Annotated in this window: 20 protein-coding genes; 12 read left to right on the top strand and 8 right to left on the bottom strand. The window is 53.4% G+C overall.

Features of this window, described 5'->3' with window-relative positions:
- The 11 genes from B5F38_RS14445 to B5F38_RS04170 all read left to right on the top strand — a co-directional run.
- The coding region (locus B5F38_RS14445; protein WP_206422471.1) for a hypothetical protein at window positions 1-248 on the top strand (248 nt) is incomplete at its 5' end.
- A gap of 39 nt (window positions 249-287) precedes the next feature.
- Window positions 288-1151 carry a fimbrillin family protein gene (locus tag B5F38_RS04125; protein WP_087408051.1) on the top strand — a complete coding sequence of 288 codons (864 nt, stop codon included), beginning with the start codon at window positions 288-290 and terminating at the stop codon, window positions 1149-1151.
- 241 nt (window positions 1152-1392) lie between these two features.
- Complete coding sequence (locus tag B5F38_RS04130; RefSeq protein WP_087408052.1) at window positions 1393-3063, top strand: GLUG motif-containing protein; 1671 nt, start codon at window positions 1393-1395, stop codon at window positions 3061-3063.
- Window positions 3064-3250: 187 nt separating this feature from the next.
- Complete coding sequence (locus B5F38_RS04135; RefSeq protein ID WP_087408053.1) at window positions 3251-3484, top strand: GIY-YIG nuclease family protein; 234 nt, start codon at window positions 3251-3253, stop codon at window positions 3482-3484.
- A gap of 206 nt (window positions 3485-3690) precedes the next feature.
- A complete protein-coding gene (locus tag B5F38_RS04140; protein WP_087408054.1) occupies window positions 3691-4989 on the top strand; it encodes a site-specific integrase in 1299 nt (432 codons plus the stop codon).
- Window positions 4990-5009: 20 nt separating this feature from the next.
- A complete protein-coding gene (locus B5F38_RS04145) occupies window positions 5010-6341 on the top strand; it encodes a site-specific integrase (protein ID WP_087408055.1) in 1332 nt (443 codons plus the stop codon).
- Between the two features lie 43 nt (window positions 6342-6384).
- A complete protein-coding gene (locus B5F38_RS04150; RefSeq protein ID WP_241147799.1) occupies window positions 6385-7512 on the top strand; it encodes a DUF6043 family protein in 1128 nt (375 codons plus the stop codon).
- Window positions 7513-7728: 216 nt separating this feature from the next.
- A complete protein-coding gene (locus tag B5F38_RS04155) occupies window positions 7729-8082 on the top strand; it encodes a helix-turn-helix domain-containing protein (RefSeq protein WP_025277659.1) in 354 nt (117 codons plus the stop codon).
- A complete protein-coding gene (locus tag B5F38_RS04160) occupies window positions 8075-9493 on the top strand; it encodes a DUF3987 domain-containing protein (RefSeq protein WP_087408058.1) in 1419 nt (472 codons plus the stop codon). Before B5F38_RS04155 ends, B5F38_RS04160 begins: the two co-directional genes overlap by 8 nt.
- A 136-nt stretch (window positions 9494-9629) precedes the next feature.
- Window positions 9630-10697 (top strand): DUF6371 domain-containing protein, encoded by a 1068-nt coding sequence (locus tag B5F38_RS04165; RefSeq protein ID WP_087408278.1) that lies wholly within the window; start codon window positions 9630-9632, stop codon window positions 10695-10697.
- Window positions 10698-11083: 386 nt separating this feature from the next.
- Window positions 11084-12517: an ATP-binding protein gene (locus B5F38_RS04170; protein WP_087408279.1), complete on the top strand. Its 1434-nt coding sequence runs from the start codon at window positions 11084-11086 to the stop codon at window positions 12515-12517.
- An 11-nt stretch (window positions 12518-12528) separates the two neighbouring features.
- On the opposite strand, the gene B5F38_RS04175 is transcribed toward B5F38_RS04170, so the two are convergent.
- The 7 genes from B5F38_RS04175 to B5F38_RS04205 all read right to left on the bottom strand — a co-directional run bounded on the left by B5F38_RS04175 (window position 12529) and on the right by B5F38_RS04205 (window position 21033).
- On the bottom strand, window positions 12529-13236 hold the full coding sequence (locus B5F38_RS04175) for a hypothetical protein (protein ID WP_206422472.1): 708 nt from the start codon (window positions 13234-13236) through the stop codon (window positions 12529-12531).
- 229 nt (window positions 13237-13465) lie between these two features.
- The gene (locus B5F38_RS04180) at window positions 13466-15196 is read right to left on the bottom strand and encodes an ABC transporter ATP-binding protein (RefSeq protein WP_087408281.1); all 1731 of its coding nucleotides are present in this window, start codon (window positions 15194-15196) and stop codon (window positions 13466-13468) included.
- A 14-nt stretch (window positions 15197-15210) separates the two neighbouring features.
- Entirely contained in the window at window positions 15211-15831 is a 621-nt protein-coding gene (locus tag B5F38_RS04185) for a class I SAM-dependent methyltransferase (protein ID WP_087408059.1), read from the bottom strand.
- Window positions 15832-15838: 7 nt separating this feature from the next.
- On the bottom strand, window positions 15839-17641 hold the full coding sequence (locus tag B5F38_RS04190) for an ABC transporter ATP-binding protein (RefSeq protein WP_087408060.1): 1803 nt from the start codon (window positions 17639-17641) through the stop codon (window positions 15839-15841).
- Between the two features lie 10 nt (window positions 17642-17651).
- Entirely contained in the window at window positions 17652-18473 is an 822-nt protein-coding gene (locus tag B5F38_RS04195; RefSeq protein WP_087408061.1) for a class I SAM-dependent methyltransferase, read from the bottom strand.
- A gap of 130 nt (window positions 18474-18603) precedes the next feature.
- Entirely contained in the window at window positions 18604-19215 is a 612-nt protein-coding gene (locus B5F38_RS04200; protein ID WP_087408062.1) for a TetR/AcrR family transcriptional regulator, read from the bottom strand.
- Between the two features lie 930 nt (window positions 19216-20145).
- Window positions 20146-21033 carry a hypothetical protein gene (locus B5F38_RS04205; protein ID WP_206422473.1) on the bottom strand — a complete coding sequence of 296 codons (888 nt, stop codon included), beginning with the start codon at window positions 21031-21033 and terminating at the stop codon, window positions 20146-20148.
- 241 nt (window positions 21034-21274) lie between these two features.
- Between B5F38_RS04205 and B5F38_RS04210 the strand changes: the two genes are divergently transcribed.
- Entirely contained in the window at window positions 21275-22183 is a 909-nt protein-coding gene (locus B5F38_RS04210) for a LysR substrate-binding domain-containing protein (RefSeq protein WP_087408063.1), read from the top strand.
- Window positions 22184-22435: 252 nt separating this feature from the next.
- Here the strand turns inward: B5F38_RS04210 and B5F38_RS04215 are convergent, their stop codons facing one another.
- Window positions 22436-24187, bottom strand: a complete 1752-nt coding sequence (locus tag B5F38_RS04215; protein ID WP_087408064.1) for a phospho-sugar mutase — start codon at window positions 24185-24187, stop codon at window positions 22436-22438.
- Window positions 24188-24197: the final 10 nt, after the last annotated feature.

Below are 24197 nucleotides of genomic sequence, written 5' to 3' on the forward strand. Positions count from 1 at the left end.
CCTCCGAGCGAAGAAGCCCGATAACAGCGGCGGCGCTTCTTGGTTCGTTCTTCTCGCTGTTGAGAAGAATGAACACACCGGGTCACCCCGCACTCGATGCGGGGTCCAGTGCGGGGCCTCTTGTGGGTATTGCCTTTGCCGGTATTCCCTGCCCGGGTATTTCTGGATTCCGCATCAAGTGCGGAATGACGGGAAGTACCGCGTCACAGCGCGGTATGACGTGGAGCACCGCATCAAATGCGGAATGACCGAGAAGAAAAGAAATATATAAACAAATAAATAAGAATATGAAGACAAGATTTTTTGCTTTCGCAGCGCTGGCATTGACACTTGCCGCCTGTAACAACGACAACGAAAACCTGAATGACGGCTCGGTAGCCGCCAAGTTTATCGCTGACATTACGCCCGCTACCCGCGTCAATTCGGAAGGAACCGACTGGACCGAGGGTGACCGCATCGGCGTCACCGGCGCAGGCTTTACCAACGTGCCCTACAAGAGAGAGTACGGTATGTTCGTGCCTGACGGTACGGTCATCTATTTTGACGACACCGAAACGAAGACCTTCAATGCCTACTATCCGTATCAGGCTGAGGGCGGAACGGTGACCGTCAGCACCGCAGCCGACAAGCAGGGCACGGGCATCGACTTCCTCTTTGCCTCGGGAGCCACGGGCAACACCCACAACCCGACGGTGAGCTTCACCGGCGACCATGCGTTCCACCACCGCATGAGTCTCATCAAGTTCACCTTCAAGCCAGGCGACGGCCTCATTTTCAACGGAATGGAACCTGCTGACTACACGTTGGAGGGGCTGAAGCACGAAGGCACTTTCGACACGGCTACCGGAACGACTGCCGTAACCGCAGCCGTCGAATCGCCGATTACCATGCAGCTGGGCGGTGCCACCACTTCGCAAGTCATCATTCTCCCACAGGAAGTGAACTCCTCTCTTGAACTTAAAGTGTCTTTCAACGGACAGAGCTATACAACCACACTGCCGAATCCATCCAAGCCCGAAGCGAATCAGTTCTCCGCAGGCTATGCCTACACCTACAACGTAACGCTCAACAATAAGGGCGTCGATGTGAGCGACCCCACAATTACCCCGTGGGAACCCGGAAATTCGAACGATGTAAGCATCACGCTGTAAGCCCCACATACCTCTCGGGTCACCCCGCACCACGATGCGCTCCGTGTCACCCCGCACCACGATGCGGGGTCCAGAGAGGGGCCGCAAAGGACAAGTGCCGCTGCCGGTATTCCTGGATACCGTGTCGTAGCGCGGTATGACGTGGAGCACCGCATCAAGTGCGGAATGACCGAGAGGGTATCCCTGGATTCCTGAAATAACATAGAAGAAAAAAGAAATATATAAATAAACTAATAATAAGATGAAAACCAACAGTTTTGTATTCGCAATACTGCTCCTTGCCACGGCTGCCTGCACGAAGGACGAACTGGCGGACGGCAACCGTCTGCCCGAAGGACAATACCCCCTTGAGATAGCCCGCATCACCCTCGGCGTGGAGGGCGGCGAGGCACAGCCCTGGGGCGCACCGGCGACGCGCGTCAGCGAGAACGGGGACGGCACGGGCAGCAAGTTTGATGCGGGCGACCCGTTCGCCGTACAGATAGACGGCGAGGGAGAGGTCGGCACCTACACCGTGCAGGACGACGGTTCCGCCGAAGCCGAAATACCCCTGTACTGGAGCGACAGTGACAACCACACCGTCACCGCCTGGTATCCCGCCACGGACGGCACCCTCGACCTCGGCGACCAAAGCCAAAGTCTTGCCTACCTGCTGGGCGCCACGGGCACGGGCGACTACCAGACCCCCGTCACCCTGAGTTTCACCCACGCTCTGGCGAAGGTGCGCGTGACGCCCACGGACGATGCACTCGGCGAAGTGCAAAGCCTCCAGCTCTATGCCTACACACAGTGTACTTATGAAAAGGGCACGGTAGTGCAAGGCTCGCAAGAGGGCTGGATAGAGATGAAGCGGTGCGAATACACCGAGAACGGCAACGCCATCACCTGCTGGGAAGCGAACGTGGTGCCCGGCTACGAAATCAAGAAACTGAGGGCAAACGGCACCGAGGAACGCAACCTCTCTGCTGCCATCACCCCTGAGGCGGGCAGCTACTACAACATCACGCTGAACAAGGACAAGGGATATACCGACGACGGACAGGGCAACTACACCGTGACCTCCGCCGAGGGCCTGAAGAACATCGCCAAGCTGGTGAACGAAGAATGGAAGTTAGACATCAATATCACCCTCGACAACGACATCGACCTGACGGGCATCGACTGGACGCCGATATGCCCAGATAATAGTAAGAAATACACCGGCACCTTCGACGGAGGCAACCATACCATCACGGGGCTGACCGTTACGGGAAGTAATAGATATGCAGGCTTGTTCGGCCAAATCGGTCCCGGCGGCACGGTGAAGGACGTGGTACTGACAGAAGTAAACGTAACAAGTGGCACGTTCGTCGGCGGCGTGGCGGGATGGAGCTTTGGCGGCAACATTGAGAACTGCTCGGTGTCGGGCAGCGTCAGCGGTAGTAGCGGTAGCGACGTAGGCGGTGTGGTGGGCTATCAACAGGTCGGTTCCATCACCGGATGCAGTTCCTCGGCCACAGTGAAGGGAACGGAGCGGGCCGGCGGCGTGGTAGGTGTAACGAATGGTGGTACTACTACCCTGACCGCCTGCTATGCCACGGGTGACGTGACCGTTGAAAATGACGGTACAAGCAACGCCTGGGCCGGCGGTATAGTGGGAATGAACGGAACTGGCACTCTCATTGCATGTTATGCCGCGGGCAACGTCAGCGGTAACATTGTCGGCGGCGCGGTGGGAGTAAACTATGCCACCGTGACCGCCTGCTACTGGAGCGGCCTCCCCGACAATGACAACGGCGGAGCCACGAAGGTAGACGGCACAACCGTTACCTGGCAGAACGCCGTTGATGCCATGAACACCGCCTTGCAGAGTGCAGGTTCAGAGTGGCGTTACGAACTCACTGGAGAATTGCCTACCTTGAAGAAACAGTGAACCGTCGGGCGTCGTGTCACCCCGCACTACGATGCGGGGTCCAGAGAGAGAAGGCGAGGCATTCATTTGCCGGTATTCCTGGATTCCGCATCAAGTGCGGAATGACGGGAAGTACCGCGTCGCAGCGCGGTATGACGAGGTGACAGGGTCCAGTGTGTGAGTGTGAAGAATAAAAAAACAGAGAACGATGCAAATTTACAAGGGTTTTGTCTATATCCTGGCCAGCAAACGAAACGGAACGCTCTATATCGGCGTAACCAACAACCTGGCCAGACGGGTGGCCGAGCACAAAGCCTCGATCGACGAGGGTTTTACCAGTAGGTATAACGTGAAAACCTTGGTCTATTACGAAGCCTTTCGGGATTTCTATTCGGCTATCTGCCGGGAAAAGCAACTCAAAGCGTGGAACTGCAATATATGATATTCGGGAAGCCGGATACAACCCGAAATGAAAAAAAGAGCTAAACATCTGCAAATATAATCATTGATTTTCTGTGCTTTATGTGGTATCAGATTCGGGAACGACTTTTTAATTTGTCTTAATCCGTTGCAAGTTTCTTCGGGATATATGGGAACATTTACGGGAATTTGTTATACCTTTGCCGCATAACCGAAAAAGCAACGCAGATGAAAGTCACCGTCTATCTGAAAAAGTGTTCCCCCGAGGCCTCGAACATCTGTTTCAGGGTCAGGGATAAAAATGTGGACATAAAGGTCGTTTCCACACTTGAAGTGCAGGACAGGTATTGGGACACCGATACCCTCAGCTACAGGCGCACGACAGCCGTGCCCGCCGCCGAGCAGAAACGGCTGCCGGAACAGATTGCCGCCATCATCGAGCGGGCGGAGAAGACCTTTTCGGACAAGGCGGACAGCCGGTGGATGAGACAAGTCATAGAGGATGTGCTGTACCCTGTTCGCGCCTTCGAGCGCAACCACCCGAACCTGCTCGCCCGTGTCCACGAGTATCTGGAGAAGTTTGACGGTGCGGAGAGAACAAAGGAGCATATCGTCCGCTTCGAGCGCAAGATGACCCGCTACCACGACTACCGCCGGGAGATATTGGGCGAGGCGGACTTCACCCTCTTCGTGGAGACCGTCACGCTGGAGCAAATGAACGCTTTCCGGGATTATGTGGTGAACGAATACCTGCTGCGGCAGGAACATCCCGACTTCTACGCTCCCCGCCTGCTCATCAACCACAGGCCGAGGCCGCTTTCCGGCACGACCGTCATCAACATCATGAACCTGTTCTGCACCTTCCTGCACTGGTGCAAGAAGATGAAGTATTCCGACAACGAGGTCTATGTCCTCTACGGCTGCAAGGAGCCCACCTACGGCGACCCGTTCTTCCTCACTTCCGAAGAAAGAAACATCCTTTATGACGCAGACCTGAACGACAACCCGAAGCTGGCCGTCATCCGTGACATCTTCGTGTTCCACTGCTATGTCGGCTGCCGAGTGGGTGACCTTTATAGGCTCACGCGGGACAACATCAAGGACGGCTTTCTGGAATACATGCCGCAGAAGACGAAGAAATGTCAGGCGAAGACCGTCAGGGTGCCGCTGCATGAGAAGGCACTGAAGATACTGGAACGCTACGATGCCTATTCCGGCAGGCTGTTCCCGTTCAAGCAGATACACACCTACAACCTCGGCATACGGGAGCTGCTGAAGCGCTGCGGCATAGACAGGGCGGTGACCATCCTCGACACGCACGGCTACAACACCGTGCAGAAGCCCCTGTACGAGGTGGCCACCAGCCATACGGCACGCAAGACCTTCGTGGGTAACCTATACCGGCAGGTGCCCGACCCAAACCTGATAGCCTCCATGTCGGGACACGTGGAGGGCAGCAGGGCGTTCAACCGCTACCGCACGATAGACGATGACATGAAGCGCAGGCTTGTGGACATGATAGATTAGACAGAAAGGAGGACATACATATGAAAGTGACCGCATTCATCCGGAAGACCGCCGCCAAGAACAACATCACCGACCAGGCTCGGGTCTATTTCCGTGTCCGGGACATCGGCGGCGTGGACATCAAGGCCGCGAGCGAGCTGTCCATCAACCCCAACCACTGGAGCCCGGAACGGCAGGGCTACAAGCCCCGCGTGGCCCTGGTGTCGGAGGAGAAGAAGATGGGCTTCGACAAGGACGTGCAGCAGATCACCCATCTCATCACAAAAGAGTACCACCGGGGAGTGGACGGCAGCTGGCTCAAGGGGCTGATAGAGGAATACCACCATCCCGGCATCAACGCCAGGGGCGGCAACAAGGCCGACGAGTACCTGCTCTCGTTCCAGATACGGAAATACGTCGAGGAAACACCGCTTGCGGATGAAAGCCGGAAGCACCACCTCGACAATCTCAACAAGGTGCTGCGCTACGAGCGTTTCCGCCACGAGGTGCTGCACCAGCGCGGCTTCCGCCTGTGCATCGACACCGTAACGGCGGATGACATCAGGGACTTCAAGCTGTGGATGCAGGAGGAACACAGGTATGTGGACATGTATCCCGTATTCTATCGGAACGAGAAACTCCGCGATGTCGGACAGAAGCGTTCCGAGAACAGCATGTCGGGCTCCCTCTACCGCATCCGCACCGTCATCAAGTGGTGCATCAAGCGCGGGCTAACAAGGAACAATCCCTTTGACCAGTACCAGATTGCCCGGCCGATGTACGGCGACCCGTTCTACCTGACGCTCGAGGAGCGTGACAAGGTGTACTACGCCGACCTGAGCGGCATGGGGGCAACCTATCCGGTCTACCGTGACATCTTCATGTTCCAGTGCCTGATAGGGTGCCGCGTGAGCGACCTGAACAGGCTGACCAAGGCGAACATCGTGGACGGCTTCGTGGAGTACATCCCGCAGAAGACGAAGATGGAACATGCCAATACAGTGCGCGTGCCGCTCAACCAGAAGGCACGGGACATACTGGAACGCTACAAGGATCTGGAGGACGCCCTGCTCCCCCGGTTCTCGCACTTCGGCTACAACAAGAAGATAAAGGAGATACTCAAGTATGTGGGCATCGACCGTACGGTCATAGTCCTCGACCCGAAGACAAGGGAGGACGTGGCAAAACCCTTATACGAGGTGGCGACCACACATACCGCACGCAAGACATTCATCGGCAACCTGTACCGACAGGTCAAGGGCCCGAACCTGATAGCCTCCATGTCGGGACATTCGGAGGGCAGCCGTGCCTTTGCCCGGTATCGCAAGATTGACGACGAGATGAAGAAGGAACTGGTAAACCTTCTGGACTGATAATTTCCCTGTTCCCCCCCTCCACAGACAATGCAATATGAATATGGACGAGCAGAAACAGACATACGAACAGTTCAAGGCGGACATCCTCCAGTGGAAGGACGCACACAGGGAGGAATACACCCGCTTCGCGAAAATGATGGCGGACGGGAACGAGGTGCAGTACCTTGCCGTATGCCGGGCCATATTCAGGCAGCTGCCCGGCATCAAAAAGGAATGGCAGATATCATGGTGTGACGACAGCACGGACGGATTCGAGAACATAGGCCTCCATTTTAAAGAGAACGCGGTGCCGGAGCAGATCGTGGAACTTTACAGGAAACAGAGGGAAGAGGATGCGACTTCTCCTCCGTCCTCCTTATGGGGCAGGATGAGATACATTTTCAGACAGAGCCTGAGAAAACGCCGCGTGACCCTGTCCGCCCCTCTTGTATTGAGCTGGCTGTATTACGGCAAGAGCTTCGAGGCCATGGTGGACATGGTCAGCAGGCAGGCTGGGCATCCCAAAGCAGGGAACGCCGAGCGGATGGGCTGCTCCATTGTCGTCAGGCAGATTATCGAGGTATCCATAAAGAACGGCTTCCGCACGCAGGAAGACTGGGACAGCCACTTCGCCATGAAAGGTGCCATCGAGAAAGGCAGCATCGGCGAATGGGCTTTGCAGTCCTTAAAGGACGGGATGGGCGGCGGTGATACCGAAGGCAGCCCGGCAGCAACGGAGTCCGTCAGCGGTACGGTGCCGCAGGCGCAGCGGACGGTCGGAAAGAAAAAGATACAGGAGTGGCCACTTGCGGATTATCTCAAGTGCGGAAACAGGGAGGAAGTCCTGCAATGCATCCGCCGTTTCGTCTCCATAAACACGAGCGCGGTCCACCAGGCACTGCCGTTCTATGTGCTGAAAGAACTGGGGCTGGTGGCCGGGATGCACGCCGCCAAGGAGTATAGCGTGGGGATGGCACTGCAATTCCCCGACCTGCCCTCGCTGAAAAGCGAGAGCGCCATACGGCAGGCGGTCGGCTTCCTGAAGACGGCAAAGCATATCATCAAAAACGGGAAAGACCAGATGGCTCCTCTTATCGAGAGTGACGAGAACAGGGAACTGTTCCGGTCACTGGTACAGGAAATCAAGGAAATCATCTCCGAAGATGTAACGGAAACTACTACCGGATAAGGCAAAATGAGCCGTTTTACATGGTCATGCAGACTTGAATTGTCATGACAATTTAAGACAAGGCATTATATATCAATCCGTTTCAATTCGCATATACTTTTGCACCGTCAATCCTCTTCCCGGGGATAGGCGGTGCTTCTCTTTTACAAGCCATCGGAAGGGAGGCGTCAGGGAACTTTTGAAGATGGTCATCACAAAATTCAAAAACTGATATTTATGATCACCATAGAAAGTCTGGTCGAACAGGGCGCGAACGTGAAACTGGAAGTCACGCCAGCCGACCTTAAGATGTTTGCCGAGGCCATCGTGCAGCGCACGATGGCGGCCCGGCAGGAAGAACTGAATGCGGAGATGCGGCGTGTGGCGGAAGAGACATGGCTCAACACAAGACAGGTGCGTGAGCTGCTGAACGTGTGCGAGGGGACGCTCAACCTGTGGGCGAAGCGCGGCTACCTCGTCCCCGTCAAGGTGGGCAACAAGAACATGTATGCCAGATCGGATGTCCGCCGTGTGCAGACGGGAGGCAAGTCCGAGAGTGTGACATCCTATTGCAAGAAGAAAAATGGCTGACATGACAAACACCCGACTTGAACTGTGCAACATGATCCGCATGGAGGCGGAGCATGTCAGTGATACAGGCTTCCCTCTGGATGTCTTTCCGCAGGCCGTGCAGTCCGTCATACTCGACATGGACCGGTACGAGAACTACAAGACCGAGTTCATCGCGACGGCCATGCTGTCGGCGGTATCGGCCGCATTGGGAGGCACCTATCGTATTCGCATCAAAGGCGAGTGGCAGAGCAACGCCGCCCTCTACATCATCCTCGTGGGCAGGCCGGGACTGGGCAAGACACCGCCGCTGGAGGCGGCATACCGCCCCATACGGAAGCACGACTACGCCCTGTTCAGGGCGTATGAGTCGGAACTGGAGGCATGGAAGGCCGCCGGGGAGAGCGGCAGGAAGCCCGTACTGCGACGCACCGTCGTTTCCGACTTCACTCCGGAATCGCTACTGCTGACACATAACAGCAATCCCCGCAGCGTGGTCATTCTGGTGGACGAGATAATGGGCATGTTCAACTCCGCCAACCGCTACACCAACGGGCAACTCATAGAGCAGCTGCTCACGGCATGGAGCGGCGGGGCACTGGATGTGACAAGGGTCAGCAACACTATACCTGTGCATATTGAACAGCCGTGCATCAACATCATCGGGACCACGCAGACCAAGCGTGTGCATGAACTGCTGACGAAAGGCTTCGAGGAAAACGGCCTGCTCGACCGCATCCTGTTCGTGCTTCCCAAGTCCCGTGAAGTGCCAAAATGGACCGATTGGGATGATGGCGGGGAGGACAGGGCTTCCATGGCGGCGGCACGATGGGAACAGATACTTGGCAAGGTACTCGCCTTGGACTATGACACGGGAGAGGAAGAAAGGATGCCCCATGTGCTGTCTATGGACAGGGAGGCAAGGGAATATTTCTTCTATTGGTGGAACAGGAAAGTGGAACGCATCAACCGGATAGAGGACGACGCCCAAGTGGAGAGTCGCGAGATGAAGCATCCGGCGCAAGTGGCACGGCTGGCCCTGCTCATGCAGGTGTTGCGGTATGCCATCGACGAGAGCCACCTGCAGTCTGTGGATACGGCATCGGTAAAGGCCGCCATCCGGCTGAACGGCTACTTCGAGGACTCGTACAGCCGCATCCGCTCATTCGTGGCGGAGGACATGTGCGAGGATCCGCCCAAGGTGCTGCTGTCGCTGTTGCCGGACACGTTCGACACGAAAACGGCCATCGCCATTGGGAAGGAATTGCAGAATGTCAGCGAGCGCACGGTGATGAACTACCTCAAGGAGCTGTGCCGGAGCAGGCTGCTGCGGAAGTCCAAGGCCGGGCATTACGAGAAAATCATATATGATAAATCTGGAAAATTTAATATGACAGACAATGAACCGTCACCCCCAGACTGCAACGGATGACCCCCTCGTTGCAGCCTGCAGTCTTTGCAGTTTTGCAGTTTCAGGGTTCTAAAAACAGGTATTTCCTGCAAGACTGCAGGAACTGCAAACTGCAAATGACGGTTTCCACTTGCAGGAATCCACAAAAGAGAGCATCATGAACGGATACAGATTCCATCTTCAGAAATACAGGCCGGGCAGCAAGACCGTCTGTCCGGAGTGCGGCAGGAAGTCCTGCTTTACCCGTTATATCGACGAGGCGGGAGAGATTTCCTTCCCTGACAACGTGGGCATCTGCGACCATATCAACAGTTGCGGCTACCACTATACCCCGAAGGAATACTTCCGGGACAATCCGGCTGTCAAAGAAAGATTGAATGGGCAGGAAAGGTTTGGCGGCACACCGATAGCTGCAAGACCGCCAGCAAGAGCATTGCCCGAACAGAAACCACGGATTTCTTTTCTTCCCTCTGATTGGGTGGAGCAGTCCATGCGCAGGTACGACATCAACCCCTTGTACCGATACTTTACCAAAGTGATGGGCAAGGAGAATGTGGACAAGCTATTCAGCCTATACAGGGTCGGTACCTCAAGGAGGTGGGGCGGTGCGACCGTATTCTGGCAGATAGACCGGAACAGCAACGTGCGTGCGGGCAAGATCATGGGCTACGATGCCGTAACCGGACACCGTATCAAGGAGCCTTTTAACCAAGTCAGCTGGGTGCATTCCGTGAGGAAGGTGCAGGATTTCAGGATGAAGCAGTGCCTGTTCGGAGAACATCTGCTGTCGGACAACTCCGCCGTAATGTCCGCCAAGCCTGTAGCCATTGTTGAGAGCGAGAAGACGGCACTGGTCGCCGCCCATTTCATTCCCGATTTCATCTGGCTTGCCACCGGAGGGATACACGGGTGCTTCAATGGCGAAGCGGTGCAGGCATTGGACGGACGGGAGGTGATTCTTTTCCCCGACCTTAAGGCAACGGAGGAATGGAGGCAGCGGCTGCCCATGCTGGAACCCGTATGCAGGCGTGCCACATGCTCCGACCTGTTGGAAAGAATAGCGACCGACGTACAGCGCAGTCAGGGACTGGACATCGCCGACTTCCTGCTGATGGAGGACACGCCGCAGATGATTCTCGCAAAGATGATAGAACGCAACCCCATGTTGCAGACCTTCATCGACACCTTCGGGCTCGAACTGGTGGATACCGGGAGGGTGGAATGACATTTGGCATCAGATACCTTTCCGCCATCCGCCCCTGCCAGTCCGATTCATCTCCGGGCTTGCCCGTGTGCCAGTAATAGACCCTATGGGGGAGCCTAATACCCCAACCGCCTTTCGGCGGCGGGATGCGTACCACTTGAAACAGCAAGCTGGGCACATAACTTATCCGAGAAAAACAGAAAAGCATCCGGCTAATATGGAACGCTACTATATACTGAACCGTTACTTTATCTCATAAAAAATCATAGATAAAGTAGTAACTCGGTATTATTGTGTTGGTGAGTTTGTACTTTTACTCAAATATTTTATGAGATAAAGTACAAACTCACTCTTTGAAATTTGGCAGATACATATGGATTGAGTACCTTTGCGGAAACGGAAATATTATGCAGGACAAACTGGTTTCACGAGACAGGGAATGTGACGAACTGCAGCGGTGTCTGGAATCAGACCGCTCCGAATTTGTCATCATCAGCGGACGGAGGCGTATCGGCAAGACATATCTCATAGACAAGTTCTTCAACTATAAATATGATTTCACCTTTGTAGGCGAACACAACACTCCGGCTTCGGTGCAGATACAGAATTTCATGAGGGCAATCAAGCGTCATTCGAAAAAAAGACAGCCGAAAGCCGAGACATGGTATGATGCCTTCAATGCGCTTGAAGATTATCTGGAGACATTGCCTTCAGACCGGAAAAAAGTCATATTCATTGATGAAATGCCTTGGATGGATACGCAGAGGTCGAATTTTGTCAATGCCCTGGAAACATTCTGGAACGGCTGGGGCAACAGGCGTACAGACATCATGCTCATCGCCACAGGATCGGCGACATCATGGATGGCGGACAAGATAGAAGCCAATCAGGGAGGATTGCACGCAAGAGTGACCTGCAACCTGCATCTTTCCCCGTTCAATCTGCATGAGACGGAAGAATATCTGAGGCAGCGCAACTGCAGATGGGACAGATACCAGATTCTGCAATGTTATATGATATTCGGCGGCGTTCCCTTTTACCTGAGCCTCCTGAATACCTCTGACAGTCTTGCACAGAACATTGACCGGCTCTTTTTTGCAGATGGTGCCCATCTCAAAGGGGAATTCGACGAACTGTACAATGCCCTGTTCAGCAATGCCGACACATATATATCAATAGTCAAGTTATTGTCGGAGAACAAGTCCGGACTGACAAGGGAGGACATAGCAAAAGCCACAGGTCTGGAAGGCTCTTTCTTGAGCAAGATACTGAAGAATCTTGAACGCTGCGATTTCGTAACCCGTCTGTCACATTTCGGGAGTAAGACCCGAGGAAGCATTTTCAGGCTTACGGACTTCTTTACATTGTTTTATTACAAGTTCATAGAATCCAACAATGCCAAGGATGAAAGGTGGTGGAGCAACAATATGGATTCCCGCAGCGTCTCTGCGTGGATGGGACTCAGTTTCGAACTTGTGTGTCTGGCACATCACCGGCAGATAAAGGCGGCACTCGGAATAGCCGGTGTCGGAACGGCCATATCCTCATGGAGAAGCAAGGCAGATCCTGACAAAAACATGCCTGGCTTCCAGATTGATATGATTATCGAGCGAGCAGACCGCATCATCCATTTGTGCGAAATGAAGTTCAGCACTGACCGTTATGCCATCACTGATAATTACGAGATGAAACTCCGTGAACGGATGGGATTGTTCCGTATGGCGACAAAGACCAGAAAGACATTGGTAATCACATTTGTCACTACATACGGAGTGGTGGACGGAAAACATAAAAGTATCGTCCACAGTGAGGTCACCATGGACGACCTTTTCAAATCATAGGATTATTACTGTTACGGAAGTCGGCCTATCATTGTCCTGATAGCATAAACGACAGATGTGGGACGGATTCTTGCCGCAGACAGGGCAGTTGACAGGCTTGAAGCTGTCACGATGCGTTTGCCGTCCTTGGAAACCAGGAATTTTCCTCTTTCAAGAACGGACTGCCAGTACGCCTGTATGTATGACCTTTCAAGTAGCGCGTCGAAAAGCACGGCCACATGGCGGATGTTATTCACACGGATTCGGAAGCCCTCCTTGCAGGCAAAAAGAGCTTCCATATCCTCCATACGAACCGTAGGAACACAGAACAGATGGCAAGTATTGGCACAAGACACAATACCTGCCATCTGTTCTTTTGAAAAATTACACTCGAATGAAAGTGAAGCTGCGGTCGCCATTGGATCCGCATCATACGCAAATGCCGGGCTATTTATTTCAGATGTGTCATACATCCTTTTCAGTTCCATGCAATCATCCAATGAGAATGATTCGGTAGCGAACTTTTCTCGCACACAATCCTGATAATCATGCAGAATACCTCGGACTATATGGATAATCATCTCATGGCAATTCCGGCAGACCACATTGTCACAGTCTATATACCGGTGACTGTTGATGAAGTCGTCCACGAAGCGGCGATAAAGTTTGCCGCTGTCAACGACATCCCGGAGATAGGCTTCTCTCGCTGAAGCGAGCAATGCAAAAAGTCCATTCCACACATCCTGCTCGGCAGTAATGTGCCGATGATGCAAATCTCTTCCAAAAAGAGAGAATACAGTTTTCTGATCTGTTCATTTTGAAATTGATTAAATGTTTATACTATTGTGATTGTTTCCTTTTCAGATTTTCTGACAATTATAATGCTGATTTCATACAGTAAGCCAATGCCACCGCACATTCAAATACAGAAGTGATGGTAACGAAGTTTGCAATTTAACACATCTTTATCTACAGTTTCCACCCCGAAATACTTTCCTGTATATTCCACAAATGGGCATAAAGCCCTTCCTTTCGGATAAGCTCATCGTGCGTGCCCTCTTCCTTTATCCGGCCGTCCTCCAGGACGATGATGCGGTCGGCATCTTTTATGGTCTTGAGCCTGTGAGCTATGGCAATGACGGTGCGTCCTTTAATCAAAGAGTCGATGGCTTTCTGCACCTCCACTTCATTTTCTGGGTCGAGCGAAGCGGTAGCTTCGTCCAGCAGGATGACTTGTGCGTCTTTCAGCATGGCACGGGCAATGGATATGCGCTGCTTCTCGCCTCCGGACAATGTACAGCCTCCTTCGCCAACCATCGTGTCGTAGCCTTGTGGCAAGCGCATGATGAAGTCGTGGCAACAGGCTTTCTTGGCGGCGGCAATGATTTCCTCGTCCGTTGCATCCGTCTTGCCGAAACGGATGTTATTGCGTATGGTATCTTGAAACAGATAGACATCTTGGAACACCATAGAGATGTGGCTCATCAGACTTTCGGGGGCTATTTCGTCCATCGGCACGCCGCCAAAGGAGATGCGTCCCTGCTGTGGGTCGTAGAAACGGGCACAAAGTTTCATCACCGTGCTTTTTCCACTACCCGAAGGACCCACAAGAGCCGTCAAGGAGTTTTTGGGGAGCGTGACGGTTATATCATGCAGCACTTCCTTGTCCTGATAGGCAAACGATACGTGCTCAAACCGGATGTCGCCTGCCTCTGGTGATTTCCGTTCTCCTTTCATTTCCGGCTCGTTCATTAAGGAAAGAATACGTCCTCCTGCAATGGAAAAGTATCGGAACTCTGTGAAATTGGTCAGGGCAGAAGTCAATGGGTCGAACACACGGGAACCGACCACGAGAAACAGCACAAATACGAGGATGGAAAGTTCCCCTCCCAATAGCAGATATGTTCCGCACAGTACCATCATCGTCAGCCCGGCACGGACTATCGTGATGCTCAATAGAACGAATGGCCCTAACAGGGCTTCCTGACGGATGCAGGCACGGCGAAGTTCGGCAAAGGCATTGCGCAGCCGGACGAAACGGTCGCCCAACAGATTGTAGGCTTTCATCACCCGGATACCCTGCAAGTATTCCTCCAATCGGTTTCCTGCATTTATCTTCGCTTGGATTTGCCTGCCGCTCAGCTTCCGTTGCGCCTTTGTACTTGCCCATAGGACGAGCAAGGCAAGCGGTAACGCGGCAAACATACTGACCGCCATTCTCCAGTCTATCCATATCAATGAAGCAAAAGCCAACACGGGCATAACCACTGCGCCCATCAGTTGAGGCAAATGGTGAGAGATTCCCGTTTCCGCCATCATGAAATCCGTAATCAGCATGGAGGACAAGTCGCCGGGATCACGCCTTGACAGAAAGCCCAATGAAAGTTTCCGCAGGTGTTCCGCCAGCGACAAGCGTCCCGAAGCACTCATTTCGTAGGCTCCACGGAAATTGGCACGGTAAGATGCCCGTTCCGCCAAAGCCATGACCAGCATATAAATGGCCATAACGCCGAATATCCACCAAAGACGGGTTGTGTCGAGCGGCTGTCCGCTTCCGTCAAACGCATTGAAAATGACGCGTATCGCCTCTATGGAAAGACAAAACGGCACGATATTCACCAAATTGGCAAGCATGGTGTAACCCACAGGCTTGTAAAGCCGTTCTGTATGACCTATTGTTATATTTTTGATTGCATTCATATACAATTCTCCTTTCATTTATGTGATATAATATGTATTTCGTCCTTTTTACGGATTATTCTGATGGATGAGAATCCTGCTTCAGACAACCGTTCTTCCAACTCTTCTGGAGTATAGACCACCATTCCGTCTATTCGTTCCGTCCACATTTTCCCAAGTTCGGGGTCGCTCGCTTCCAGACTGATAAGAAAGCAGCCTCCCTTTCGGAGCACACGTGCCACCTCAGACAACGCCTTGTTTACAGGCGACCAGAAATAGACCGTTTCAAATGCTGTGACAGCATCAAACGCTCCCTCTTTATAGGGCAAGGAACAGACATCCCCTTGTTGTATGAAACATCTTTTATCCAAGTCTTTTGCATTGTACTTTTGGGCGAATGAGACACTTTCTTCTGACAGGTCTATGCCGTAGATGTTTCCCTTCGGGCATAAATTCAATAGACGTTTCAAATTCGCACCATCGCCACAGCCTATATCAAGCACATTCCATTCCGGCTGCCATTCCACTTGCTTCATGCCACGATTAGCTAAAGATGCATGAAAACAATTCATTCCTCGCAAAATCATCCGTCCCCAAAATCCTTGCGGACAACTTGTGTTTTGCAAGACCTTGTTTAAGAAATTCTTCTTTCTCATATTGCTTTTAGTTTTTGTTCAATGTCCAATGGTATGCGCTCGTATAGGCATCCCACATATTTTTATATACACCCTCCGTCACAGACAATTGTTCATGCCTTCCGCATTGCACAATGCTTCCTTCTTTCATGACGACAATCTGATGTGCGGAGATGATGGAAGAAAGGCGATGGGCAATCACAATGACCGTTTTATCCTTTATCAGCGACTGCAAAGCCATCTGCATTTTATGCTCGTTTTCAGGGTCAGCGAAGGCAGTGGCTTCGTCCAACACCAGTATCGGAGCATTCTTCAATAAGGCACGAGCTACACATATCCGTTGGGCTTCACCGCCGGACAGGAATACACCTTTATCGCCTATCCTTGTTTCGTAGCCTTGCGGCAAACGCTCTATGAAATCGTGGCATTGGGCAGCTTTCGCAGCGGCTATTACCTTTTCTTTTGTAGCATCTGGAGAACCTACGGCAATGTTCTCATATAATGTGTCGTAAAAAAGGAAATTGTCTTGAAATACAAATGAAACCATGTCCATCAGTTTGGCCGTATCTATCTGACGAATGTCAATACCTCCTATACAAATTTCCCCTTGCTCCACATCCCAGAACCGGGGTATTAGGTTGGCAACCGTTGATTTTCCGCTTCCTGAAGGACCGACAAGGGCGGTTATCTTTCCTTGTGGAGCTTTGAAGCTGACATCACGCAAGGCTTCCGTTCGTGTTCCCTGTTCCGTGTTTTCGTAGAAGAATGATACATGACGGAACTCTACATCGTAAGCAGCAGGCACTTGCGGATGTCCCGGCTCCGGCACAGGTTTCTTTTCCAGTATGCGGTCAATGCGGTTTACTCCTTCGTTGATGTCGCGCGTATTCCCTCCTAAAAAAGTCAGTTTGTAAACGGGCGAAGCCATACCCGGTCCCATGATGATAAAAAACAGCCACACCACAGCCAATGAGAGTGATTGCGGACTGGCTTGCAACAGCAGAATACCCATAGGAAGAATAAACGTAACCATCGAATTAAGCAAGACGGTAAATGCTATCATACCGTTCTGATATGTGTCACAACATTTCAAGGCGAATGTCTTGTATGCCTGAATTTCGGTATTGAACTGGCGGAATGAGCGGACGCTCTGCCCGAAAATCTTGACTACGGGCATTCCCCGTACATACTGCACGGCGGACGCGCTCATCTTTTCCTGCGCATCGTAATAGATGGCCATGAACTCCCTTGCCCTTTTTCCCATGAAATTGGAAAATTGCAGGAATAAGCTAAGCACCACAACGGCCAGGCACACGATTGTCAGCCACACATCCAGCGAGAAAAAGATGACCAGCATTACCACTACCGTTGCCATTACATTGACCAAATCCGGAATGGTATGGGCGATGAAGCCCTCTATTTTCTCGATATTCTGGTCCATTGTTTTCTTGATGGCTCCCGTAGAGGTATTGTTCAAATATCCCAAAGGCAGTTTGCCGATATGTTCAGACAGACGGACACGCAACCCATACAAGATACGGAATGCAGCCACATGTGAGGACATCAGGGCGGCATAGAGCAATATCAATCCGCCAACAAGCCCTCCAAATGCAATCCATCCCCAACGCATCATGTCCGTTCCGTCCAAAGCGGAAAGATTGGAGCCATTCGACAGCAACTCTTTCAAAATTTCATAAACTGCCCAATAAGGCACAAGCATACACACCGCGCTGCCAGCCGACAGCAGACCTGCTAATATAAGCAGACCTTTCCTTTGTCCCGCTATCTCGAACAGACGGGACAAACCTTTTTTCTTTTTTGACTTTTCCATTGTTATTACGCTATTTTGATGTGATTTTATATCCGAGCAATGAACTGAATTTGTAGCAGAGCCAAGGGATGCGCCCCAATATCTGCCCGAAGAAGAATCCCCAGCGTGAACGGAAGAACTTCATATAGTTAGCCTGTTCAATGAGCTTTAAAGACGGTTCCCATTGTTCCACCACATACCCGTTGCTTATGCCGGAACGGATTTGAGCCTCGTGTTTGCGGAGCGAATCGGGCTTCACACCATGTCGGCTCATTATCGTGCCGCACACGTCAAACCACAATTCACCTCCCCCGAAACGGTTTGCCACGTGATGCAGGAAGGATTTTACTTGCTTCTCGTAGAAGTACATCAGTACCCCCTCCACGATGAAGATAAATTCCCCGTCGGGATGCTTCCGGCGCAGGTCGTCCATCCAGTCGGTTTCCAGCAAGGACGCCGCGATATAGACATTGCCCGGCTGTTCGGGTATCAATTCCCGGCGCAGGGTGATGACCTCCGGCAAGTCAAGGTCGTAAAAGACCGCTTTCCCGTCCCCGATACGCTGGAAACGGGTATCCAGTCCACATCCCACATTGACCACGACCGGATGCGAATGTGCTTTAATAAATCGGCGCACAGCGCAGTCAAAATACCATCCACGCACCACGCATCCCACTTCGCTCAACTTTGCCCCGTCGAACTGGGAATAATCGTATTCCAAACTGTCCGCCAGCCATTCCGCAGCCTTGTCATATAGAATGGGATTATTCCGGCGACTTTCTTTGGCTCTCATGTATAGCGGAATAAGCAATGTTTCCGCTACAATACTCTTAAACTCGTATTTCTGTCTCATATTTTTGGAGTGTTTAATAGTGAACGATATTCAGAATTGTTCATAAAAAAAGGAGGAAACCTCCGTGAAGATTTCCTCCTTACCAACCGTTCTGATGCGGTTGAATGTTCGTATGTACGTTGTCTGTATCTCATATCTTGATAATAGCCCTCCAACCTTGGATTTCAAACAGGATATAATCGTGCAAAATAGCCTCCATCTCTTGCCGGGGTACGGAATGCATCAATAGCTCCTCGAACATCGTGAACATCCATACCGTATGCAAATGAATGATAAAATCGGACACAGCCGTATTGATTTCGGGATGTTTCCGCTGCATGGACGCGAACCACGCCTTAACCACCTCTGTAGAGCGGTCGGTATAATTCTCGCGGAAGCGTTCCAACGAAGAACCTTGCGCACGGAATAACAGGATTCGCATCAGCGCACGGTGCTTGTCAATCAACAAGACATATTCGTCTATGCAGGATTTCAGGTATTTTTCCGACCGCATCATCATAATATCTTCGCCCCGTATGCCGTGGTGTTCTTGCAGCATGGCTTCCAAAGCGCACAAAACAGGACGGACCACTTCATGGAATAATTCATCTTTGCTTGTGAAGTAGTTATAGATATTCCCGACACCAACACTTGACAACTCCGCTATTTCGCGCATGGAAGTCTTGGAATAGCCTTCCCTCTCGAATTGTTGTCTGGCAACCGTCAATATCCGACCTCGTATGTCCTCTTTCAGCACTTGCATTTATAGTGAACAATGTCTGTTTTTAATTTTTTGCAAAGGTACAAGGCTTGAAATTGTCGGGCAATACCTAATTATTGGGATTTAATAATACTCGGATAACAAGATATCTATAAGCTATGTAATGGTGCAAATTATTAATATGATTTCGTTTTAGACGGGAACTTTGCGGTATCAAATTACAATGAATATTGAATGTATAATCTGATAATCAGAAAAATATAGAATGTTATTCGGTTCAAGAGTGGAACCGGGCTTGGAAAATAGCCCTTATCGAACAGGAAAACCCGCAGTGGAGGGACTTGTCGGAGGAGATTGGTGTAACTCCCGAATATATTCAAGGCGTAATCGATGATTATCAATCGGGACTGTTCCGTTGAGGGGGCCCACTGGCGGGTATTTCCCCCTGCCCGTATTTTCTGGATACCGCGTCGTAGCGCGGTATGACGTGGTGGGTATTCCTGGATTCCGCGTCACACCGGGTCACCCCGCACCACGATGCGGGGTCCATTGGCGGGTATTTCTGGATACCGCATCAAGTGCGGTATGATGAGACGGCGGGGTCCAGAAAAGTGCCTCTTGTGGGTATTGCCTTTGCCCGTATTTCCCGCCCGGGTATTCCTGGATTCCGCATCAAGTGCGGAATGACCGAGAGGGTATTTCCTGGATACCGCGTCACACCGGGTCACCCCGCACTACGATGCGGGGTCCATTTGCCGGTATTCCTGGATACCGCGTCGTAGCGCGGTATGACGTGGTGGGTATTCCTGGATTCCGCATCAAGTGCGGAATGACGTGAAGCACCGCGTCGTAGCGCGGAATGACGAGGAACAGCGGTATGCCGTGAGACAGAACAACCCAGGCGAAGGGCAAGCCCTTCGCCTGGGTTGTTTTTGAGCCGGCCTGTCGCCCGGGAGGCCGGAGGGAGCCGTTTCACTCGGCCACTACCACCACCCGGCTGTTGGGCAGGTCGGGGATATAGATGTGACCGTCGGCCACGGAGATGTCGGCAGGGCCGACCAGCGGTTGTTCCAACTCGACCGATACCGGGGTAACCGTTCCGGTATTCAGGTCGATGCGGCTCAACCCGGCCGGAGCCCAGTTGGTGATGTAGAGGGCGGTGCTGTCGGCCGAGAAGGCGATGCCGTCGTATTGTCCCGGGGCATCGATGACCGTCTCCAGGGCGGGAGCGGCGACATCGGCCACGCGATAGATGGTGTGCTCGGGGCGGGTATTGCCGTCGGCGGGATAAGAGGCAATGTAGAGCGACTCTCCGTCGGCGAGCAGTCCGTTGGGACCGGGCACGGTGAGCCACTCGACGGGGGCACCGATATTGGCCATGTCGCTGATGTCGATCTTGAAAATCTTGTCGGCATTGGTTACCGAGGCGTAGAGGGTATCGCCTACGGCGGCCAGGTCGTTGACAAAGAGGCATCCCTCGGGCAACGAGAGGATGCGGGGCTGGGCCTCGCGCCGGGCCAGGTCATAGACCACGACTTTGTTTACATCGCACACAAAGAGATGGCCCTTGCCTACATACATGCCCTTGGGGGCCGAGAGGTTGCCGTCGGCGGGGATGAAGGTCGAGGTCTCACCATCCTTGTAGTGGAGGATGTAGCCCTTGCCCTCGGTATTGAGGGGGTTGAGCTGCTCGGTACCGAAGTTGGCGATGAGCAGGCCGCCGTCGTAGGGATAGGTGCTTTCGCAGAAGCGGACGCCTTCTTGAACGACTACGGGTGCCTGCGACACCGCCTTCTTTTGCGTGCAGGCCGAAGTGAGGAGGAGTATGGCCAAGCAGGCCATGGAAACTGTTTTTTTCATATCTGTATGATTCTTATGGTTTGGTATATCCAGGGTGACGGCGGGCGGAAGTGGTGGCGACGACGGCCGCAGGGGCTGCCGCAGCTGACCGGATTGCCCGACCGGGAGGAGCAGTCGACAGGTCTCTACCGAGCGAGGTGCTCTACAAATTTGGAACAAATCTAAGGTATTGCCGGATATTTGTCTATATTTGCAAAACAGATTTTTTCAATAACATCTATCGATAAAACCGATTAAGGAGATGGAACTGCGTCAACTGAACTACTTTAAGGCTGCTTGCGAACTGCGCAACTTTTCGGAGGCGGCGCGGATGCTGCATATCTCGCAGAGCACGCTGTCGCAACAGATAGGACAACTGGAGGAGGAGCTGGGTATCCTGCTCTTCGACCGCGTGGGCAAGCGGGTGCTGCCCACCGAGGCGGGTCTGGCCCTGCTGCCCTATGCCAGCAAGGCGATACAGGATGCCGAGGACGGGAAACAGATGATACGCGACCTGAAGGGCATCCGCACGGGAGAGTTGCACGTGGGGGTGACGCACAGCATGATTTCGCTGATGCTGCCGGCGCTGGAACGGTTTACGCGTGACTATCCGCACATCGGGCTGCGGGTGACGCAGGGGACCTCGGAGGAGCTGCTGCAACAGCTGGAGCGCCACGCGCTCGACTTTGTGCTGTCGTTCAAGCCGCGCGAGGTGTACAACGATTTTGAAACGATGCCTCTCTTTCTGTCGGAGCTCTACTTTGTGGTGCACCACTCGCACCGGCTGGCCTCGCTATCGTCGATAACGCTGAAACGGCTCTCGGCCACGCCCCTCATCCTGCCCGAACGGGGCTTTGCCACCCGCACGAAAATCGAGGAGTTGTGTCGCAAATACCGGCTGTCGCTGACCGTGGGCATAGAGATGAACGACGTACACACCATTCTGCACCTGCTCAGGGGCGGCGAGTGGGGTACCATACTGACGCAGGCGGCGGTGGCCGACGAGCCCGACCTGGTGCGGGTGCCTATCTTGTGTGCCGAGCCGCTCACCTCGCCGGGCTACCTCTTCTGGCCGCAGGGGTGCTACCGCAAGCGGGCGGCAACGGCCTTTGCCGACTACCTGCTGGAGGTGATACGGGAGGGGAACTTCCGCCCGATTCCCGAGGGGTAAGGCACCTGCCCCCGCAAACAGGCAAACAGGCAAACAGGCAAGCGGCACCAGACCCCCTACCCCCGCAAACACGCAAACGACCCCGGGAGCACACACGCAAACGGCCCCGGGAACGCACGCAAACAGGCAAGCGGCACCAGACCCCCTACCCCCGCAAACACGCAAGCGGCCCCGGGAGCACGAGACTCCCGGGGCCGCTCTATCTCGAAGGGGCTGCCGCGCAAGGCGCGGCGCCCGACGGGTCGAAAGGGATTAGATGCCCAGCTCTTTCTTGATGGCCTCGATCTTGGCATCGGCGGCAGCGTTGGCGGCGTCGTAGTCGGCATAGCTGTCCATCTTGATGCCGCGCACCTCGATGTAGAACTTAATCTTGGGCTCGGTACCCGAGGGACGGATGGAGACTTTGGAGCCGTCGGCGGTGAAGTATTGCAGCACGTTGGAGGTGACGGGCATGTCGAGTTTCGACTTTTCGCCGGTGACGGGGTTGAGGGCTTCGAGCGAGTCGTAGTCCTTGACGCATACGACCGGCGAACCGGCGAGCTCTTTCAAGGGGTTGGCGCGGAAGCTCTTCATCATGGCCACAATCTCCTCGGCACCCGATTTGCCCTTGCGAACGACCGAGATGCCTTTCTCTTTGGAGAAGCCGTATTTGATGTAGATGTCCTGCAACATCTGGTACATGGTCATGCCCTTGTCCTTGGCCCAGGCGGCAATCTCGGCCATGAGCGAGATGGACGATACGGAGTCTTTGTCGCGCACGAAGTCCTCGGGGAGGAATCCGTAGCTCTCCTCACCGCCGCCGATGTAGCGGGCCTTGCCCTCGTTCTCGCGGATAACCGAGGCAATCCACTTGAAGCCGGTGTAGCAGTCGTACATCTTGAAGCCGTTGCGCTCGGCAATGGTCTTGATGGTTTCGGTGGTGACGATGGTCTTGACGATGTACTCGTTGCCCTTGAGCAGCCCCAGCTCCTTGTTGCGGGTCATGAGGTAGTTGAGGAATATCATCACAATCTGGTTGCCGTTGATGAGGACAAACTCGCCCTTGTCGTTGCGGACGGCCATGCCGATGCGGTCGGCATCGGGGTCGGAGGCTACGACGAGCTCGGCATCGGTCTCAATGGCTTTCTTGATGGCCATGTCGAGGGCGGCGGGCTCTTCGGGGTTGGGCGACACGACGGTGGGGAAATCGCCGCTGACCACATCCTGCTCGGGCACGTGGATGATGTTGGTGAAGCCGAAGTTCTTCAGCGAGGCGGGCACGAGGCGCACGCCGGTGCCGTGGATAGGCGTGTAGACGATTTTCATGTCGTGGTGACGGGCAATGGCCTCGGGGCTGAGCGAGAGGGTCTTGATGCGGTCGAGGTAACGGCGGTCGATCTCCTCGCCGATAATCTCGATGAGAGCGGGGTTGCCCTGGAATTTCACATCCTTGACCGAGGTAATCTTGTTCACCTCGTCGATGGTGTTCTTGTCGTGGGGGGCAATCATCTGGGCACCGTCGCTCCAGTAGGCCTTATAGCCGTTGTACTCCTTGGGGTTGTGCGAAGCGGTGAGGATGACACCACTCTGGCAGCCCAGCTCGCGGATGGCGAACGATACCTCGGGGGTGGGACGCAGGGCGTCGAAGAGGTATACCTTGATGCCGTTGGCCGAGAATACGTCGGCAGCCACCTCGGCAAAGCGGCGGCTGTTGTTGCGGCAGTCGTGACCGATGGCCACCTTGATCTGGGGCAGGTCGGCAAATGCCTTCTTCAGGTAGTTGGAGAGTCCCTGGGTAGCGGCCCCCACGGTGTAGATGTTCATGCGGTTGGTGCCTGCACCCATGATACCGCGCAGACCGCCCGTACCGAACTCGAGATCCTTGTAGAAGGCCTCGATGAGGTCGGTCTTATCTTCGTTGTCGAGCATGGCCCGTACAGCGGCTTTCGTCTCTTCGTCGTAGCCTTCGCCCAGCCATACCTGAGCTTTGGCCTCTACTTGTTTCAATAATTCTTCGTTTCCCATATATTCAGAA

It is taken from the genome of Barnesiella sp. An22, assembly GCF_002159975.1.
GTDB lineage: Bacteria > Bacteroidota > Bacteroidia > Bacteroidales > Barnesiellaceae > Barnesiella > Barnesiella merdigallinarum.